Genomic DNA, 20,470 nt, shown 5'->3' on the forward strand with positions numbered 1-20,470 from the left:
ACCCAGTAAAAATATTCCCTCCTGATGTTTCAGTTCCTGTTGACATCGTTGCTACGTAATTTTTAAAAGCCTGTTGTGCTTCGGATAATGGTTGAATATCATTTCCATCCGGATCAATCACCATCACAGGATTATTAATAGCATAGTTATAAGGACTCCAGGAACTGTATTTCTCAGACATGGCATCCATTGCTCCCCATCTTCCCAGATCAGGCATCATCATTCTTGCTCCATACATCCCTGTTTCCTGAAAAAACAGGGAAGTTTACCTATTCTTGTAGCCAATTCCTGATAAGTTTGTAACACTTTTTTACTAACAACTTCTTTTCCTCCAGATTTGAAAAAATATTCACCTCAGCAGAATGATAGAATTTACAGAGTGAATTACACTATTTCTTACTTTCGCTTAAATAAAAATGTCTCATTATTATTTATAGAGTTATTTATATACCAATTTTCAAAATCTTTTAATTTTAACTGAGTGACTTTTTCGAATGTATTAATATTCTTAGTAGTTTCTTGAACAAAAATGAAAGTTTTTTTATAACTTTTACTAATATTTATTAACTCTTGAATCATTAATTTTATACTGTCGAAATCTAGTCCCATTGTTCCTATTACCAAAACATCATAATTTTCAATCTCATTAATAATAGCGTAAATTAATTTATTAAATATATCTATAATCTGTCTAGGCTTAATTAATTCTAAATTATATTTATCTATTAATTTTTTATAAACATTAACAGATAAATCCTTGTTATTTGTATAGTTTGATAGATTAATAGAATTTTCGTTAGGTAAATTAATATAAAATACTTTTTCCGAAACATCTAATTTGCTATTTGATAAATTATTATTGAAAACAACATATACGCCTGAAGTTTCTAAATTTATATTTTTGTTTAAAATTATTACTTGTTTATGCATAGTTATCTATTTTGTGGGTAACTTGTATATACGATGGTTATCTATAACAGGATTTCGTCTTATAAAGTTCCCTTTATTAATAATTTGTTCAACATATTGAAAATCACCTGTTTCAATCCCATATTTAATTGCAGCATTCATTCTGTGATTTCCATCTAGTAAAATATATTTTCCTTCATGTATGTATCCGGCTCCGCCAGTCGATTTATAAGTACCATTTGACATTTGCTCAAAATATTTACCTATAATTTCTGGATTAATACCTTTCTGAGCACTTTTAATGCCATTAGCTTCTGCTTCTGCAGATATTTCTGCAGCCAAGGAAATTTCTTCAGCTATACTTGCAGCACCAGCAGCTTTCGCAACTCTCCCATATCCTCCAAACATATTGTAGCCACCTCCCCCAAAGTCCTGCATGATTTCTATATGAGAACTATTCATTAATCTAAAAGATCGGTCTAAACTAGTTTCTCCATCATTATAAAAAGAATTATCACGGCGTGCTCTGTATTCAGCCATTGGGTTATAATTGGCCCCTTGTATTAAACCAAATAATCTGCTTCCACTCGCACTATAATCTTCAGCGATTCTTTCCACAGGACCAACTTCTAAAGTTCCTTTTTTACCATTCCCAAACAAATTTCTAAAGAAGTTCCCTATACTTCCCCAGAAGCCTGGTTTTGGATTTTCTTTAGGATTATTATCCAATCCTGTAAAGATATTCCCTCCTGATGTTCCTGTTCCTGTTGACATAGTAGCAACATACATTTTAAAAGCAAATTGTGCTGCTTCTCCAGAAGCGAACATTGCATCATTTCCATCCGGATCAATGACCATAACAGGGTTATTGATCGCATAGCTGTAAGGACTCAAAGAGCTGTATTTCTCAGACATGGCATCCATTGCTCCCCATCTTCCCAGATCAGGCATCATCATCCTTGCACCGTAATCATACATTCCCGTCTCTTGTAATTCCTTTCCGTTGTATTTGTAACTGTAGAAACTACCAAAGTTAGAAGTACCAAACGACCCTGAGATATGGTTTAAACCAAAAGGATAGTAATTGTTGGTGTCAATAATTTCAGGAGCGCCTGCGCTGTTTTTGGCAAAGGTGACCATTACTTAACTTCATTAGCAGTTTTCATAAAAGCTTCTCTTTTATTTTTCCGTCAAGTTGGTCTTATACTGATAAATATACATATTGTTTTCAAAATTAAATTAGCCTTCTAAAATGGGAACAAATTTTAAACTTTCTTTTGTCTATTGAAAGCCATCCAGATAGTCTGTAAGTTTTGTTGCTTTGTTTTCATATAAACAACAGAACCCTTTTTATAACACAAAACCAATGCTATTTTTGCACTAGTTTTGTTATTATTAGTTAACCACACGATACAATCGTGCGGCAGCGAGGGGCTATTTTTTTTTCTTTCTATTATTCTTAAATCTAAAATAATAGATTACAAGTTTATATAGAATTAACCAAAATGTCAAAAAAATTATTGCCTGCAATATAAATATTGATAAAAATGAAACATCAACCATAACCAAACCAAATAACAAAATATTAGTAGGATAAGTGAAAATTACTAATGGATACCACAAAGGACTATCATAATCAAATCCCATAAAGGAATATTGGGGGAAGCTAACTAAAACAACTAAAGTACCTAAGAGTACATACAGTAGGCTCAGCAACATTGTGCTAAATAAAATTTTATTTCTTTTCATGTGGTTTATCTTAATTTAGGAAATGTAATAGCTTGTTTAAAAACACTTTCTATAGTTTGTCTTTTGGGCTGAGAAGCTGCGTTTAAACCTCTACCAAGTGTTCGTGCCTGAAACATTAGTTTATAATTCCCTTCTTCTCTATATTTATTTTCTAGATTTCGCATACTTTCTACAAATTGATCATCAGCATTTATTGTCACTGTATTTCTAAATAAGCCTCCTGCTCCAACTGCACCAAGTTTATCATATTCTTTATCATGTATATATGCAGGAACTTCTATCTCAGTGGGAGGAATAGAATAGTCAGCCTTTCCATTATATTTTCTTGGATTTTTAGCACCTGGATAGTTATAACCGAATAAATTCTGATTCAATGTTTCCGGATTTAGTTGATCTAAGTCAATTATACCATTTTTTAAAGTGCTAAATAATTTTTTAGCAGCAGATTCACTGAGCTTAGCATCCTTGTATCTACTATTGATATATTCCAATAATGTACTGACGTTGTCACCTTTATCTTTCAATAGCTTACCATTTTTATCTTCATGCCAATCAGGAGAATTAAGTCCAGTAAATATATTCCCTTCTGATGTTCCAGTACTGAATGACATCATCGAAACAAACATTCTAAAATTAGAACCTGCATCAGCACCGTTAGCCATCATTCCTCCACCGCTTAAATTTACAACATCATTTCCATCCGGATCAATCATCATAACAAGATTGTTAATCGCGTAATTATAGGAACTCCAAGAACCGTAGTTCTCAGACATGGCATCCATTGCTCCCCATCTTCCCAGATCAGGCATCAGCATTCTTGCTCCATAATCATACATCCCAGTTTCCTGAAGCTCTTTTCCGTTATATTTATAAGAGTAGAAACTCCCAAAGTTAGAAGAACTAAAGGTACTTGAGATATGGTTTAGCCCGAAAGGATAGTAGTTGTTGGTGTCAATAATTTCAGGAGCACCTACGCTGTTTTTGGCAAAGCTTACCCTGGTATTTCCAAGGTGATCTCTGTATTGGTAAATATAGCGGTTTTATATGCAACTTTACCCCTTTCTGAACATACCTTCCAAGCATATTTTTATGAGTCTAAAAAGCAAAAATCAGAATAGGAAAATTCCTACCCTGATTTAACTATATTTGATTTATTAAAATAGTAAACCTTTTTCAGAACTAGAACTAGTCAATCTGAAAACGAACGAGACGCTCGTACTAGCGGGGACTTTGCTCAGTGTTTTTTTATTCTATAATCTTTTTATAACAATTCTCCCCATCATGGTAGCCAAAGCAAAGTACAATATTCTTATCTTTTTTCTCAAAAAAAGTAGTATAGGTCATATCAGTATCATTCACATCTTCTGGAAAGGTAATTAAATCTTTATCTAAATTTAAATAAAAATCAGAAAACTTTATTGAAGAACCCTCTAATTTATATTTCGAATTGTAATTCAACACTTTCTTCCCTTTTATATTGTAAATTACCCTGTTATAACCCCCATCCTTGCTAATCGTTAGAGTGTCATATGTATTCTTGTATGATATGGGTGAATATTTTCCATATATATCTTCATTACTAATATTTTGGCAAGAAAATAAAAAAGGTAATAAAATTAAACTTATACTTTTTTTCATATTCATTAAATTTAAGTTGTTCGATTTAAAATCTAGGTCTTGTTAATATAGATGGTGGTGTTACAGCTTGTTCAAAAACGTTCTTTAAGGTTGGGTTAATTACTTTTTTTTTGAATTTCGGAGTTTCTTTCAGTCCATATATAAGTCTGATATGTATTTCCAAAACTATTTACCTTTCCATCGGTTCTTTCAAAATTATTTACTGGTAATCTATAAAACAATGACTCCTGTGACTTAGAATCAGTCATTAAAAAAGTGTTTCATCTCCTAATTTATACCAAGATACATTTGATCTTCCCCACATCTGCTCATACCAATCAAAATTTGCTGTGATGGGGTTAGCTTGAAGATAATCCATTTTAACAACCCCAAGCTGGTGCGAGCATCTTGCTCGTACCAACAATAACAATCTTAAAATTACACCTATTTTCTATATTTTAAAACATAGATTCGTACTTAAGCTTTAAATAAAAGTAATCAACCCCTTACTATTTGTAAAGGGTTGATGCTATTTTATCAGATACGAGCGTGACGCTCGCCACCAGCAGGAGCACTCAATTGAGTGCCAATTTTTGTTATTTTACCTTTTTATAACAATTTTCTCCATAATGGCCAAAGCAGAGAAAAATGTTTTTATCTTTTTTTTTGAAAGAAGTTATATAAGTTGTATTAGTGTCTTCTACATCCTCTGGAAAAGCAATTAAATCTTTGTCTAAATTTAGATAAAATTTTGAAAGTGTTATAGATTGATTATCTATTTTATATTTTGAATCGTAATCCAATAACTTTTTCCCTTCCCTATTATAAATAACCCTATTGTACACTCCATCTCTGTAAATTGTCAGGGTATCATATGTATTTTTATATGATAAAGGCGAATATTTTCCATACATATCTTCACTACTAATATTTTGACATGAAAATAGAAGTGGTAATAAAATTAAACTTATACTTTTTTTCATATTTATCAAATTTAAAATGTTCGATTTAAAATCTAGGTCTTGTTAATATAGATGGTGGTGTTACAGCTTGTTTAAAAACGTTCTTTAAGGTTGGGTTAACTACTTTTTTTTGAACTTCGGAATTGCTTTCAGTCCACATATAAGTCTGATATGTATTTCCAAAGCTATTTACTTTTCCTTCGGTTCTTTCAAAATTATTTACTGGTAATCTATAAAATAATGACTCCTGAGATTTTGAATCTAACATTAAAAAAAGTGTTTCGCCTCCTAATTTGTACCAAGATACAGTGGATCTTCCCCACATCTGCTCATATCCATCAAAATTTGCTCTTAGAGGATTAGCCTGAAGATATGTCATCTCTATAAACCCTTTTGGATCTTCTGAGTTTAATGATGCTTGTCTTGCTAAAGAAGAATACGGAGATGATGCTTTGTCTAGAGAAGCAAAAGGTCCATCATTAGAATCATTAAAATCACTAAATAGACTGCGAGTAGGCCCACTTCCTCCAAAATATTCACTTGTTATAGTTCCCCATCCAACATCTTTTCCTCTATGAATATAACCTCTAATAATAGATTCTCCTCCTTTAATAATATTTGAAGCCCCACTTTGTCGACTAATCACTTTAGTATCTCCATTTCTTTGATGATAAAAATCTATCTTATTTCCACCTAAATTACTAATCATCTTGCCATCCTTATCATACTCATTATCCAACCCCGTAAAAATATTCTCTCCTGATGTTCCAGTTCCTGTTGACATCGTAGCAACATACATTTTAAAAGCAAATTGTGCTGCTTCTCCAGAAGCGAACATTGCATCATTTCCATCCGGATCAATGACCATAACAGGGTTATTGATCGCATAGCTGTAAGGACTCAAAGAGCTGTATTTCTCAGACATCACATCCATTACTCCCCATCTTCCCAGATCAGGCATCATCATCCTTGCTCCGTAATCATACATTCCCGTCTCTTGTAATTCCTTTCCGTTGTATTTGTAACTGTAGAAACTACCAAAGTTAGAAGTACCAAACGACCCTGAGATATGATTCAGTCCAAAAGGATAGTAATTGTTGGTGTCAATAATTTCAGGAGCGCCTGCGCTGTTTTTGGCAAAGGTGACTCTGGTATTTCCAAGGTGGTCTCTGTACTGGTAAATATAGCGGTTTTCGGTGAAACTGTAAAAACCTTCTGCGGTGGCTACAAAATCAAGTTTCCATTCCGGAATAACACCGGGATCCAGAATACCTCTATAAGCTTCTGCTTCGTAAGCATTTTCGGTTCTGCAGGTAATACAGTTTCCTCCGCCTTCAAAGTAGCTGTACTGAAAACCGTCCAGATAGTCTGTGATGCGGGTTGAGGTTGATCCTCTTGGGGGAGTAGAGGAAAACGTTTTACGAAGCTTGGTTCCGTCAGCACGGTAAAGGTAATTGATAGTACTATCGGTTGGCTTTCCAAAGCTATTCTGGTGGATCACATACTGATCAGAAAGATTCAGGTAGTTATATTGTACAGATTGAATGCTTTTGTCCAGCATATTTGTCATATTTCCGTTCACATCATAGGAAATAGGATTGTTTCCGCCTTCATATCCGGTGTCGTTCAGTGCATTTTCAATCACTTTTGTCAAACGGTTTCCGGTATATTCGTACACAAGGTCATCTACCTGAACAGATGTGGCTCCTCCGGTTGCAGGAAAAGCATTCCTCTTCAGGGTTTTAATATTTCCGTTCAGGTCATAGGTAAGATGCTCATTATAGTTATTGTTAAACGGAACAGAGGCATTGGGTTCAGAATATACGGCATCCTGAAGCCTGCCGAGTCCGTCATAAGTATAATTGTATCGTTTCAGGACATCTTCTGAGGCGTTCTTCCAGTCGATCTCTGTGATCATTCCGGCGAATTTTCCGGGGGCTACATTGGCATTCACAGGATTGATATATCTCATCTCATATCCGAACATTTTTCCGTTCAGGCTTGAAGGGTCATTGATTTTAGTCAGCCAGCCTTTGATATTATAAGTATAGTCAATACTTTGCAGTGGCTGGGCAATATTGGTTCCGCCCAGTTTTTTGTTTTTAAGCTGGGAAAGCTCATTGTACTCATTCTGCACCAGGATTTCTTCCGGATTGGTATCTACCTGATGCTTATGAACCAACAGCCTGTTTTGGGCATCGTAAGTGAACCTCTGGGTGATTACTTTTTCAGGATCTGTTGACAATCTTTTATGATAGGCCTTGCTTTGTTGGGTAACGCCTGCAAAGTCTATATCTGATTCTGTTCTGGTAGATCCGCCAAGATGATTTTGGGCATAAGACCCTATGGTCCTTCCTTTTTCGTCATAATAGGTGAAGGTTTTGGTCCAGGCATTGTCTTCTACATTTCTTATATAAGAAGCCAGTGGAAGGCTTTTTGTATTTTTAGAGGCCCCATTTTGTCCAGGCTGTTTCAGTACTGTTTTCCCCATAATAGTGGCCGGAATTTCTGCTCCCTGAGGAAGAGGCGGATAGGTGTCGTAATAATTGACACTTAAAATGGTCATACTTCCGGTAGGAAAAGCATTTTTGGTATAGTAAATATTTTCACCGTTTTGTACAATAGGAGTAGTATCCCGTTTTTCGTTATTCCCTGCATTGGATGACATATTGCTGAGGGCAGTCTGCATAGCGGTTCTGGTAGAGGTATTGGCAAAAAATCCTGTATAGACCACTCTTCCAAAAGCGTCATATTTGGAGAACATCCAGCCTTTGGCCACAAAGTTATTGTTGAGGCTTCCCAGCACGGCATCCTGAGACAGCACCAATCTGTTCTGATTATCATACACAAAATATTCCCATCCTTTTCCCGGCAGCTTTTTCTCTGCCAGGCGGTTTTTGCTGTCATACACATACTGGTAGCAAAGGTTATCTATGGCTGCCGGATCCATAGCTCCTGCTGCGGCCAATGGAGGAATGACATAGGCAAGCTGTTTATACTCATTGTATACGTAATAGGTATCGGCATTTTTTCCGGCATTGATTACTTTTCTGGAAAGGACAGTCTGACCGGAAGCATCTTTAAATTCTATGCTTTTATTGCCGTCTTCATCGGTCACCGTATTTTTTACAAGCTGGCCGGCTGCATATTCTGCCGGAGTATACTGTAATTCATTTTTATAAATTTTTTCCACCTGATTCCAATGGGTAACTACCTGAAAGTTTTTGACGTGGTCTGCAGGAATATTTAGATCATACCCAAAATCGGTAGATTTATTATTCCAGTCTTTTCCGATTGATTTTTGTTGCAAAATCCTTTGTAACGGAGAGTTTTCAATAACCTTTTCGGTATAAATTTTTTCATCCCCATAAACCAAAGGATATACTCCAAGAGGTCCTGAGTAATAACTCCCTCCTCCTGTCGAAAGTTGGGGAACAGGCAGGTATTCTTTAATCTGTCTTCCATATTCATCATATTCGATATGGGTAACGACATCCCTTTTTAATGGGGAAGCCTGAACATTTACAACCTGTTTGGGTCTTCCCAAAAGGTCAAAATACTGTACGGTGTATGTTTTTTTGGTACAGTCTTCATTCAGACAGTCTGTAGTGGATATATAGTTTTCAGATGCTGTCTGGGCCTCGGATAAGGTTACCGACAGAAAACTGAATAATAGCAATAGTTTTTTCATCTTAATTTAGAGATTAGAAATTAAAAATTCGAGAGACCTGATTTTCTACAGGCTGCTCATGGCTTACCATTAATGACCGTAGTTATACTGGTATTTCTTTAAAGGTTTTCCGCTTTCATCTTCTACTTTGTCCAGTCTTCCGGCGGTATCGTATTGATAAACAGCACGCACTCCGGTAGGAGGCGTCATAGTTTTCATCCTTGTTAAAGAATCATACACATAAGTTGTAATCTGAAAATCCACCAGATTGGCATTGGTTCTAAAGGCATCCAAAGCATTCTGAAGATCCGATTCCGAAATCACTGCGGCATCTGACTTGGCTATGATATCAGACAGATATGGTAGGATCTGCTCATAGGAAGCTCCTTCCACTTTCGCAATAGGCTGGGTCTTTTTGTAGCCCCAAACAATAGAAACAGGAATTCCGTTTTTAGGAGTATACTGCTCCGGATTTCCTTTGCTGTCATATCGGTTGAAGACCACTTCGGAAGCTAAAGTATTCTGAGAGTCATAAGAAACGGCTGAAGACGGATATTTGTTTCCGGCATTGTCGTACTTAGTTTCTGCTCTTGAGACTAATTTTCCGGGATCGGAACCATTTTTCTTAATCACAGAAGTTGTTTCTAAAGGAAAGCCTACCATATTGGCGTCTTTTAATTTCTGATTGTTCTTCTCCTGTGCATATTGATAAGTGGTCTCCTGAATGCTGCCATCAAATGCTGTAGCTCTTTCTAAATTAGGCTTTTGGTTATGGTTATTTCTGAACACTTCATTTTTAATCTCTGTAACTCCGGAATCAAAGTAACTTTTGGTGATTACTTTATTGTTCTTAATCCAGGAGGTTTTCAGATAAAAATTCCCCCAAGAACCACTTGGAGCAACTAAATATTTAGGACTGTCAAATTCTTCAAAAGTATAATCAAAAAGTTCTTCAGATAGCTTTTGGTTCGAAGCGTTATAAACTTCCCTTTTATCAATAAGTCCACTACGGGTAATATTATAATTGGGCCAAAAATCATTATCACTCTGATAAGGATAAACATCCGGAGCTTTGTAATAATACTTGGTGTACCCCATATTATTACCCTGAGATACTTTTACATTTTTATAGATAAAAGCAGGGTTAGCCATTTCAGCATTCAAAGTACCTCCTGTAACTAAGTATCCACTTGAATTTCCAGGCTGATCAAAGAAACTGTAATCGTATTCTTCAATTTTTGTAGGGGGTACATTAAAAATATTATCAGACGAAGTATTAAAATATTTAATATTTTTAATTCTTGGAAGCCCAGATCTTGGAACCAACTCAACAGCTTCAGAAGGTTCTCCGGTTATTTCTGATAATGAGATCACAGAAGGCCTATTGAATGTTAAATTATTACAATTTAAATCATTACAATATAATTCAGCATAATATTCACCCGGTCCAAAGGTTCTTGTCTGTACATACTCAAAATCAGGATTCGGATCTATAGGTACTCCCATACTATTTGAAACTTCATATGAGTTTCCAGTTTTCTTAAAAAACTGAACTGCCCATAAGCGAGAAGCTAACTTTCCAATTCCCATCGCATTAATTTCAATATTCTTGCCTTCTGTAAGGGTAAAAGCATATTTTTTCACACCATCATTGACACTTGTAAAAGATAAATCTGTCAGAAATGTCTTCGGGGCTGGTATATGGATGGTTTTCCCACTATAGGAGTGAGTGATCATATCAAAGTTATATTTTATAATCCCTCCGGTAGGCAATTTAACCGTATTCAACAGAAGATATTCATCGCCATTTTCATACTCACCATTTTCAAACACTCCTCCTGCATAATCAAAGGCATATTTTTCAATTATTTTCCCATTCTGATCAACCTGGCTGAAGGATGCCAGCGTTCTATAATACACCATATTGCTGCTGACAGAAGTGTTGGAATAATTAAATATATATTTTTTTATAAAAGCATTATTGGCTGTTTTAAGAACAATATTATTGATGGAGAATATATCATGGTTTTTATTCTCATTTTCATTTCTATCATAATTTATTTCTATAATGCCGTGGTCTTTTGCCTCTATCCTGATCAGTTTATTAGTTTCTGTATCTACAATCGGCGTACCTAGAGCATATTTTAGATCTCTTAAGTAAGTGTATTTTACCAGTTCCCGTCCGTTTTCATCAAGAATAGAAGATAGATAGAAGGCACTTTTATATCTTGCATCTGTAAATTTAACACCTTGTGTAGGGTGCGTCCACACATGTACATTCATTAAGCTAATATCATAATCCTTAAAAACATATTGTATTCCAGATTCACTTGTTATGGTAAGAGAATCCAGAACAAGAGTAGCCTGATTAGCAGACCGATGTTCTTTAACTATAGAATTATAAGGACTGAGTTTTATCAATTCAAAAGTATTGGCCTCTATGTTTCTGATGAATCGAAATTTTCCTGATTCCGCCGGAATATTAAAATTATAAATATCATTAAAGCTATTCTTTCTATAACTGTGAAAATTGACATCATCAAATAATTCATCAAAGTCCTTCAGAATCTCTCTTGAAATAACTCCCCCTCCTAAAAATGACCAGCCTTTACCTACATCACCTACAGGGTTTCTACTGGAAGTATTGCCTGCATGATAATTAAGCCCTAAGCTGATATTCACCGATTTATTTCCCGTTTCAAGATTGATTAACGGATAAGAAATATCCGGAATTCCAGTTTGTACAGAAACAGGAATGGTACTGTAAGTTGACAATCCTGCAGCAGATGGGGTTGGTCTTACAATCCCCATATTCTTACTTTCTTCCTGACCACTATATAAGGTGTATCCGAATATAAAGATCAGTAATAAAAATATATTCTTCATAATTCTTAGTTTATTTTTTAATCAGCTTTGCATTCGCTGTTTTATTAGTATCCGTTTTTATCGTCACCAGATAAGCGCCCTGAACAAGAGCCTGCGTGTTAATCTTGGTTACTTTATTCTTTGTTTTCAAGCTCTGAAGCTGTCTTCCGCTCATATCATACAGCATAATATCAGCCTCTTTAAAATCAAAACCGATTTCTACATAAGCATAATCAGATACCGGATTCGGATAGATCTTGATGTCAAATTTCTCCATTAACTGATCAACCTGTTTGTCTCCCAGCTTCACAATCTTCCAGTTTTCTTTGCCCAGTTCTGTGGCACTGGTTCCTGCCAGAATAATAGAGCCGTCTCTGTTCAGTTTCAGATCTGAAAGTCTCTCTTCTTTCTGTCTGGATTCTCCGGTTACATATTTTCTCCACTGTTCATTTCCATTTTGGTCTAAATATAGTATCCAAAAAGTCTCGTCATTTTCTTCTATTCTTCCTTCAGACTGAGTATATCCCCCTATAAGCAATCCTTTAGTTAGGTCCTGGTTCCTGGCTCTTGAATCTTGACTCTGAATGACACTCATTCCCATTAAGAGATCACGGTTCCCAAAATTGTAAGATTTCTGTGACTGTTCTTCTCCTCTCTCGTTTAAGAAAATCAACCATAAATCCGTACCCTCTTCAATGCCTACCGTTTTATTGCCGGATATTTCTGATCTGGATTCACCTCCGATAATGTATCCTGTGGAAGTTAAAGCAAGCGTTCTGATGTGATCATCACCTTTGCCACCAAAGTTTTTTTCCCACTCAATTTTTCCGTTTTTATCTATTTTAAGGACGGTATAATCTCCTTCACCGAAATTGTCACTTTGTTTTTGTACAATAGTCAGGTGTCGGGTGTCGGATGTATTTTGGGCATCTTTTATGGGAGATGTCTTACCTTGTACCGCTGAACTTCTGGAATAAATTCCGAGTAAGGCTCCGCCATCTTTTGTTGGAATCATTTTTTCAACTTCATCAAGTCCTTTTCCGCCCCAGATTAATTGGGACAGTTCTTTTCCGTCTTTGTCCAGCCTGATGATCAGGACATCTTTAGAACCGTAGCCTTTGGAAGAATTCTGAACATTTCCGGCCACAAAAAATCCTAAATCTGTGGTTTGAATAACCGCTCTGGCTTCTTCGTCAGCGGCAGTACCTAATGTTTTCTGCCAAATCTCGTCTCCAAATTCATTGATTCTGATCAGCCAAATGTCTGAATTCCCTTTAGAATCTTCTTTTTTGTCAAGACCTTTTCCTGAATGCGAAGTCCCTGTGACAACGAATCCTCCTTCCTGCGTAGCAACTGTTGCAGACAGATAATCATGATTGGTTCCGGAGAAATATTTCTCCCACACCTCTTCTCCATTCTGATTTAATTTGACTAATCTAAAATCGTAACCGTTATTGTATTTGCTGCCTGAAGCCTGAAGCTTATTGCTTTGAATAGAACTTCCGCTGATCAGATACTGACCATCAATGGTAGTAGTCACCTGACTCAGAAAGTCCTGTGTTGAAGATTTCAGATCCTTCTGCCATAAAATTTCCTGGGCTGATCCCAGAATGGTACATAAGGTAAATGCACCAAGGTAGATTTTTTTCATATGTATTTGATTTTTTTCAAATATAGTAGTAAACATTTCAAATAACAGGGATATAATGTGCATTTAATTATACAATATTGTACACATTGTATAAATTCCTATCCCTTGCGGAAATCCCGGAAAATTATTCAACGTCGAAAAGTTTTAATGATAACATCGATCTAAGTATAAGACCGCAGTATATCCTGCACAGATATTCTAAAAAGTATTTTCATTCCCGTGTTATTTTCAAGTTGGTATTAGTTTATTATTTTTACAAATTTAACCATTTTTAACATATATTAAAATAGGTAAACAAAGTTTATTATGCCCTATTAATCTACTGTTATGCACATTTTTGCATTATTCTGAAGCAAATGTAGGCCAGTAAAGCGACAGAACGTGACGTATAATAGTAAAAAATTATTAGAAAGGAGGTGAATAAAATCGATAGATAGCTCTTTAAAATGACTCCAATTGATAAGATGACCATATCTGTCCGATATCTTTCTACTGCAAGAGCCGACACTGTATTTATAAAACAGTACACCCATCAACATCCGTATATGAAGCAAAATAAAGGCTGTCGAAACAATGGGACACATCTATCTATTTTATAAATTATGAACCTTTTATCAGATGAAAAACTTCTCTTTTAATTACCAATTGTTTAAAATTCAATACAGTCAAAAAGACGAAACAACTACAAATACAGGATTATATCAAATAAAACACAATATTATTATCTAATTTTCAATTAATTAAATAAATCTATATATAATATTTAATCATTTCAACCTTCACTCTTGCCACGCTTTGTTTTTATTGATAAGTTTACCTTATGATGAGAAAAAACTATTACCAAAAACTGGCTTTTATGGTCATGATATTGACTATTCTTTTAGCCTATCAGAAATATACGAGTAAGGACAAGGAATCTTTTCCTGCTGTAAAGTTTATTGCAGGGCCTTCTTTAACTGCTAAAGTCTCAGACTTTGACCCTAATGGCTTAGATCAGGAAAAGTGGCAGAAGCTTGGTTTCTCGGAAAAGCAAGCTTCTACTATACTGAAGTATAAAGATATGATCGGAGGAAAATTTATTTCCAAAGAACAGCTAAAGAAATGTTTCGCTATTTCTGAAGAGAAATTCGGTGATCTGGAAGCCTTTATATTACTTCCCGAAACCACTGAAAAAAGCAATTCAAAGAAGTATAATTTTATTGAAAAGAGAAGTATTACCATTACAAATTCATTCAATCCTGACCATCTTTCTGCTCATGACTGGGCAAAAATGGGTTTCACTGAAAGACAGAGTGAGGCCATTCTGAAATACAAAAAGTATCTGGGTGGAAGTTTTACCAGCAAAGAGAAGTTTAAAGAATGTTTTATAATTTCTTCAGAAAATTACCATAAGCTTGAGCCTTATTTGCTATTACCGAACAAAACACCTGAAAATTTCAACAGTTTTAAAACAAATAATGTGGACAAAACAAAAATCAGGTACTATTCTTTTGATCCTAATCAATTGGATATTGACGGCTGGAAAGCACTGGGATTTTCAGAAAAGCAGGCTATGACTATTGTTAACTACCGCGATCGGAATTTGCGGGGAAGTTTTAGAAGCCCTGAAGAACTGCAAAAGTGCTTTGTCATTTCGTCTGAAAAATTTCAGGAACTAAAGCCTTACATAAAATTCACCTCTGTTCCTGTAAAAAAGGAGGAAATTCAACAGGAGAAAACCGATTTTTCAAAAATTGATCTTAATACCATTACTTTTAAACAGCTCCTGGAGTTCGGGCTGGACGAGAGAAGTGCGGGTTCTATGATCGGTTTTCGGAAAAAGCTGGGAGGTTTCGTCAATAAACAGCAGATTTCAGACACTTACAATATTGATAAGGAATTAGTTCAGAAACTTATTTCCATAGCGCCTCTGGACGCCTCCGGGGTCTCCAAATACACATTGACAGATGCCCCTGAAGAATGGCTGAAAAATCATCCTTATTTTAAATATTCAGCAGACAAAATTATCTTCTACCGGATCAGCTATCCCGATGACAGAAAAATATGGAAGCTTTTAAAACTGAAACCGGAATATGAGGCGAGGATGAGATTATATTTAAAATAAAAAGATTCTAAAACATCTATCTAAATATTACAAAACAGCCCCAAAATAGCATTTGAGGCTGTTTAAAATTCTGACTAGCAGTTTTAATAAAAAAATTGATCAGAAATAGTATCTTAAATTTTAATGATGCATATAACTGCTAGGGCCATTAGTTCCTTCAATGGATTCCGGCAGCATTCCATATCGAGCGCGCAGATCAACTGTGCCTAAATTTTTCCCTGTCCGAATCTCAATTACATTAATAGTCCCGGAGTTTAAGTTAGGAATATCCAGCAAGTTATTTTGTACGGCAACCACTTCTTTTCCTGATTTGGTGGTGAAGAAAGCCATATGGTGAGCTCCCCTGTCTGCCTTAAAGGTTTTTAAAAGTTTTAGCTGGGGAAGATTGCTTATATCAAAAACAAGTACTCTTCCCGGATCTGCAAAGCTTACATATAATTTGTTGGTATTATCAATATACATTTCGAGTGCCCAGCCCAGCCCTTGTGTACTTCCGTCAAATATTTTGCTAAAAGCATCGTATTTTTTGGTGGCAGCATTGTATGGAGCGATCCAGATATCTCCCCCCAGCATCGTTGTAGCAAGTGCATATTGAGGAAATTTTCCACGCAGCAATAAAACTTCAACAGGGCTTGACAGATCCGTATCCGAGTCTGCTACCTGGTAGGTTTCTTTTAATTCGTAGGTATTCAGATCCAATAATGTACAGGTATTCCCCATTCCGGTAGTAAGATCCGGGTGAATGGTAGAGGTTACCATCATGAGTCCTTTTTCTTCATTTACAGAAATACCGTGGGGATACATTATAAATTTGTTTGGGTTAGTTTGAATAGGTGCTTTAATTGTTTTGATAAGTTGATTATTAGCAGCATTAAAAACACCGATACTACCATCTTTTGGCCCTCCTGCCCCTCCCATAAAGGTCATAAAATACCTTCCGTCATTGGTAAAAAAGATATTTTCGCCAACTGTATTCTCTCCTGTATCAATGGGGGTTGCACTTACTAATTTTGGAGGTTCATTTTGATTTTTTTCTACCTTTATCTGATAAAGATAGCTGCCTCCCAAAGCAGTTGTGAATAATCTTTTTGCATCGTTATCGTAATAAATATGATGCGGTAATACTCCAATGCCCAATTCGAGTTTGCTGCTAATATTTCCGAAGTTTGCAGATTCAGGATCGAGCTCTATGACAGCTATTCCATCTGGTGATCCTTTCAGGCTTCTATAGTCAATATAAAAAGAAGATTCGCTTGGGTGATCGGAATCGTGATTATCATCCTGATGCTGGCAATTATTAAGTACAATTAAAATAAGGGGGAACAATAGAACTGATCTAAATTTAAATTTCATGATTTTTGGGTTTTAATGGTTATTATAAATATAATATATTTTTTATACACAAGAAAACATATTATGTATATAAACCATTACTCCTTAAATAATTAAAAAATAAAATAGAAATATTACAATTATCCTTCATCCTTTTTTCAGTAAAGGAAGGAGCATAACGGTATAAAATTTTCCAAACAGGGTAAGAAAGCTCATAAATAAAAGAAGATAGAGCCCCTAAGGTTTTGTCTGACATTGTATTCAGGAAAACAATGCTGCGTTTCCCAAAGCTAGATCAGGAATTGATTATGGAATTAAAACAACAAAGGAGCTAAGCAAAAATAAATTTTCCTGCCTGCTCCATTATTAATTATTCGTATTCTTAGTTGATTGTCTTGCTGGAATCTGCCAGCAGAGCGTTCAGAACATTAAATTCTTCTTCTGTCAGGTCTCTCCACTTCCCTACAGGAAGGTCCAGTTTGATATTCATGATACGAATTCTCTTCAGCTTTTTCACATCATACCCAAGATATTCGCACATTCTTCTGATCTGTCTGTTGAGTCCTTGTGTAAGCACAATTCTGAAGGTCATATCATCAATCTTCTCAACCTCACATTTTTTGGTCACCGTATCCAAAATAGGGACTCCATTTCTCATTTTCTCCAGAAATCTTGGATTGATGGGTTTGTCTACCCTTACCAGATATTCTTTCTCATGATTATTTCTCGCTCTCAGAATTTTATTAACGATATCACCATCACTTGTTAAAAGGATCAGCCCTTCACTCGGTTTATCCAATCGTCCGATTGGAAAAATTCTTTTTGGATGGTTAATGTAGTCTACTATATTATTTTTTTCACGTTTTGTATCTGTAGTACAAACAATTCCTACGGGCTTATTGAAAGCTATATAAACAGGTTTTTCCTGTGGTTCTCTTACAGGTTTTCCATCTACTTCTACCACATCTTCATCAGAAACTTTAGTTCCCAGCTCAGGAATCTTTCCGTTAATTGTTATTCTGCCTTCCTCCAACAGTTTATCGGCTGCTCTTCTAGAACAGTAGCCTACTTCTGATAAATATTTATTGATACGTGTCTTTTCCATTAGTCTTTTCCGTAACCGGTATAATTTTTATTACTGAATATGGTAATTCCATAACTCAGTCCTATAAAGAAGCCATCGGCTCCATTTTTCAATTGGTGTGATTCAAAAACAATTCCTCCTTCCTGGCTCAGTCTTTTTGAATAAGAAACCTGCATTCCTATTCTACCGCCCCAAAACTCAGTGTCTGAAATTACAGAACGGTTAAGCTGTTTTCCATAATTAAGATCGATGTAGAACGGGCGCTCTCCCGGAGAAAATATAATTTTTGGCTGAATAACCCAGTATATAAGATGATCGTTATCCTGTATAAAGCTATATTTGAATCCGGTTCCCAATGCAAAGTTAGGAAGAAAATTATATCCACCTATCGCAGTAGCTCCATAAGTGAAATTTCCCAATACTGATTTTGGTTCTATATATTGAGAATTGGCACTTTCAGATCTCTTATTAATATTAAAACCTATGTTGAGAGAAGGATTAAAGTAAAAATCCATTTTGCTCTTTTTATCATCTTCATTTTGTGAGAAAACTGCAATAAAAGCGAATACCATAAAAAACAAAGATAATTTTATTTTCATAAGCCTTCGAATCTGAAATCGTTATTTAGAAACTCCTCTGTAGCATTTTCAATAGCATAATCTCCGATTTTTGTACGCCTCAATTGTGTCAGGTAAGCACCTACGCCCAATTCCTGCCCAATATCATGAGCCAGACTTCGGATGTAGGTTCCTTTTGAACAGCCTACAGTAAAACTTACCAGAGGGAAGTCTATTTTAATATCTTTGATATAGTGAATTGTTGTTTTTCTGGACTTCATTTCCACCTCTTCCCCTGCTCTTGCAAGATTGTATGCTCTTTCTCCATCCACTTTTATAGCAGAATAAATGGGTGGCTTCTGTTCAATTTCTCCAACAAATTTTTCCAGAACTTCTCTTACCTTTTCTTCCGAAATATGGGAAATATCCTGATGAAGGATTTCCGGTTTTTCAGTATCGTAGGATTCTGTCTGTACTCCTATTTTGATCTCGGTCCAGTACTCTTTGGGAGCATCCTGGATTTCAGAAATTTTCTTGGTGAATTTTCCGCAGCAAACGATCAAAAGCCCTGTAGCTCTTGGATCAAGGGTTCCTGCGTGTCCGATTTTAAATTTTTTAGGAAGATCAAACTCCCTTTTAAGTTTATATTTCATTTTATTGACAGCCTGAAAGGAAGTCCAGTCCAAAGGCTTATCCAATAAAAAAATGTATCCTGATTTCAGTTCTTCAGCGGTCATGGGTAGGTATAATGAATATTCTTTTATTTAAAGAAATAAAAATAGATCAATAAAGCAACTCCTACAAAAATACGGTACCATCCCCAGGGCTTGAAACCATACTTGTTAAGTACTCCGATGAATGCTTTGATCGCAATAAGTGCTACAATAAACGCTACAACGTTTCCTACTACAAAGATCATAATATGATCCTGTGAAGCCATAATCATTTCGTATCCCTTCTGTGGATTTGCCGTTTCTTTTCCCCATGTTTTAACAAACACAGAGTATACCGTTACAGCCAGCATAGTAGGCACAGCAAGGAAGAAAGAGAATTCTGCAGCTGCTTTTCTTGTAAGCCCCTGTGTCATCCCTCCAATGATAGATGCCGCACTACGGCTAGTTCCCGGCATCATTGCAAGGCACTGCCAAAATCCAATAGTGACTGCCTTTTTTATGGTAATTCCTTTTTCGTCATCAATTACAGGATTTTTAAACCATTTATCGGCAAACAGCAAAACAACCCCTCCCAATACCAATACTGAAGAAATAGCAATCTGATTTCCAAGAATGGCCTCAATTTTATCATCAAATAAATATCCTAAAATCAATGCAGGAACTACTGCAAAAGCCAGTTTAAAGTAAAACTGAATATTATTTAAATCAAAAAACTTTTTCCAATAAGCCACTACAACTGATAAGATAGCACCAAACTGAATAGAAACCTGAAACATTTTTAAAAATTCAGTTTCTTCCAGCCCCATAAGGTTTGCAGTGAATCCCATGTGTGCGGTAGAGGAAATTGGAAGGTATTCTGTAAGCCCCTCTATAATGGCAATAATAATTGCTTTGATTAAATCCATATTCTTTAAAAAAATTAAAAGATTAAGAGATCCTGAAGTCCAGCAGATCTACCACACTTCATTATCTCTTAATCTCTAAATGTAAAATTTATTTATTTTCTTTTTAAAATAGCATATACTTCTATTGCAAAACCGATTACAACAAAAAGAGGTGCTATTCTGATCCTTCTGATAGAGAAGATGTCATCATTCCATGAGTTGGGATCCAGTTTACCATCTACCGTATTGGCATCCGGGCCCATCATCAGGAGAAAACCAACCACAATAAATGCTAATCCGATCAGCATCCATTTGAAATTCTGCTGTCCGAAATAGAACGTGTTTTCCTGTGGTACTTCTGCTTCATTTCCAAAATTTGAAGCGGAAAATTTATTTGTTTTTTTGCTCATTG

Annotated in this window: 16 protein-coding genes; 1 reads left to right on the plus strand and 15 read right to left on the minus strand. The window is 35.6% G+C overall.

The genetic code is table 11. From position 1 onward, the window contains the following. The 9 genes from AC27VX_RS07820 to AC27VX_RS07860 all read right to left on the minus strand — a co-directional run. On the minus strand, positions 1–238 hold a 238-nt coding region (locus tag AC27VX_RS07820; RefSeq protein WP_488694895.1), incomplete at its 3' end, for an RHS repeat-associated core domain-containing protein. A gap of 158 nt (positions 239–396) precedes the next feature. Then, positions 397–930, minus strand: coding sequence for a hypothetical protein (locus tag AC27VX_RS07825; protein WP_236857564.1), 534 nt, complete (start codon positions 928–930; stop codon positions 397–399). 6 nt (positions 931–936) lie between these two features. Beyond that, positions 937–2,049 (minus strand): RHS repeat-associated core domain-containing protein, encoded by a 1,113-nt coding sequence (locus AC27VX_RS07830; RefSeq protein WP_488694897.1) that lies wholly within the window; start codon positions 2,047–2,049, stop codon positions 937–939. A 614-nt stretch (positions 2,050–2,663) separates the two neighbouring features. Next, on the minus strand, positions 2,664–3,689 hold the full coding sequence (locus AC27VX_RS07835; RefSeq protein WP_488695217.1) for an RHS repeat domain-containing protein: 1,026 nt from the start codon (positions 3,687–3,689) through the stop codon (positions 2,664–2,666). A gap of 214 nt (positions 3,690–3,903) precedes the next feature. After that, positions 3,904–4,296 (minus strand): hypothetical protein, encoded by a 393-nt coding sequence (locus AC27VX_RS07840; protein WP_236857558.1) that lies wholly within the window; start codon positions 4,294–4,296, stop codon positions 3,904–3,906. A gap of 575 nt (positions 4,297–4,871) precedes the next feature. Beyond that, positions 4,872–5,258: a hypothetical protein gene (locus AC27VX_RS07845; protein WP_236857557.1), complete on the minus strand. Its 387-nt coding sequence runs from the start codon at positions 5,256–5,258 to the stop codon at positions 4,872–4,874. Between the two features lie 25 nt (positions 5,259–5,283). After that, positions 5,284–8,928 carry a DUF6443 domain-containing protein gene (locus AC27VX_RS07850; protein WP_488694900.1) on the minus strand — a complete coding sequence of 1,215 codons (3,645 nt, stop codon included), beginning with the start codon at positions 8,926–8,928 and terminating at the stop codon, positions 5,284–5,286. 69 nt (positions 8,929–8,997) lie between these two features. Further along, positions 8,998–11,793, minus strand: coding sequence for a hypothetical protein (locus AC27VX_RS07855; protein ID WP_488694902.1), 2,796 nt, complete (start codon positions 11,791–11,793; stop codon positions 8,998–9,000). A gap of 10 nt (positions 11,794–11,803) precedes the next feature. Beyond that, positions 11,804–13,423, minus strand: coding sequence for a T9SS type A sorting domain-containing protein (locus tag AC27VX_RS07860; RefSeq protein WP_488694904.1), 1,620 nt, complete (start codon positions 13,421–13,423; stop codon positions 11,804–11,806). An 820-nt stretch (positions 13,424–14,243) separates the two neighbouring features. On the opposite strand from AC27VX_RS07860, the gene AC27VX_RS07865 reads away from it, so the two are divergent. Then, positions 14,244–15,527, plus strand: a complete 1,284-nt coding sequence (locus AC27VX_RS07865) for a helix-hairpin-helix domain-containing protein (protein WP_488694906.1) — start codon at positions 14,244–14,246, stop codon at positions 15,525–15,527. A gap of 120 nt (positions 15,528–15,647) precedes the next feature. On the opposite strand, the gene AC27VX_RS07870 is transcribed toward AC27VX_RS07865, so the two are convergent. From AC27VX_RS07870 to AC27VX_RS07895, 6 genes are all read right to left on the minus strand, one after another. Then, positions 15,648–16,880 (minus strand): YncE family protein, encoded by a 1,233-nt coding sequence (locus AC27VX_RS07870; RefSeq protein WP_236858120.1) that lies wholly within the window; start codon positions 16,878–16,880, stop codon positions 15,648–15,650. 361 nt (positions 16,881–17,241) lie between these two features. After that, positions 17,242–17,964 carry a 23S rRNA pseudouridine(2604) synthase RluF gene (gene rluF, locus AC27VX_RS07875; protein ID WP_236858119.1) on the minus strand — a complete coding sequence of 241 codons (723 nt, stop codon included), beginning with the start codon at positions 17,962–17,964 and terminating at the stop codon, positions 17,242–17,244. Next, a complete protein-coding gene (locus AC27VX_RS07880; protein WP_488694909.1) occupies positions 17,964–18,515 on the minus strand; it encodes a hypothetical protein in 552 nt (183 codons plus the stop codon). The genes rluF and AC27VX_RS07880 overlap by 1 nt, the downstream gene beginning before the upstream one ends. A 23-nt stretch (positions 18,516–18,538) precedes the next feature. Next, complete coding sequence (truB, locus tag AC27VX_RS07885) at positions 18,539–19,237, minus strand: tRNA pseudouridine(55) synthase TruB (RefSeq protein WP_236858117.1); 699 nt, start codon at positions 19,235–19,237, stop codon at positions 18,539–18,541. A gap of 23 nt (positions 19,238–19,260) precedes the next feature. Beyond that, complete coding sequence (locus AC27VX_RS07890; protein ID WP_236858116.1) at positions 19,261–20,079, minus strand: undecaprenyl-diphosphate phosphatase; 819 nt, start codon at positions 20,077–20,079, stop codon at positions 19,261–19,263. A 92-nt stretch (positions 20,080–20,171) separates the two neighbouring features. After that, positions 20,172–20,468: a DUF3098 domain-containing protein gene (locus AC27VX_RS07895; protein ID WP_236858115.1), complete on the minus strand. Its 297-nt coding sequence runs from the start codon at positions 20,466–20,468 to the stop codon at positions 20,172–20,174. Positions 20,469–20,470: the final 2 nt, after the last annotated feature.

It is taken from the genome of Chryseobacterium sp. 14P4.3.2, from assembly GCF_057799275.1.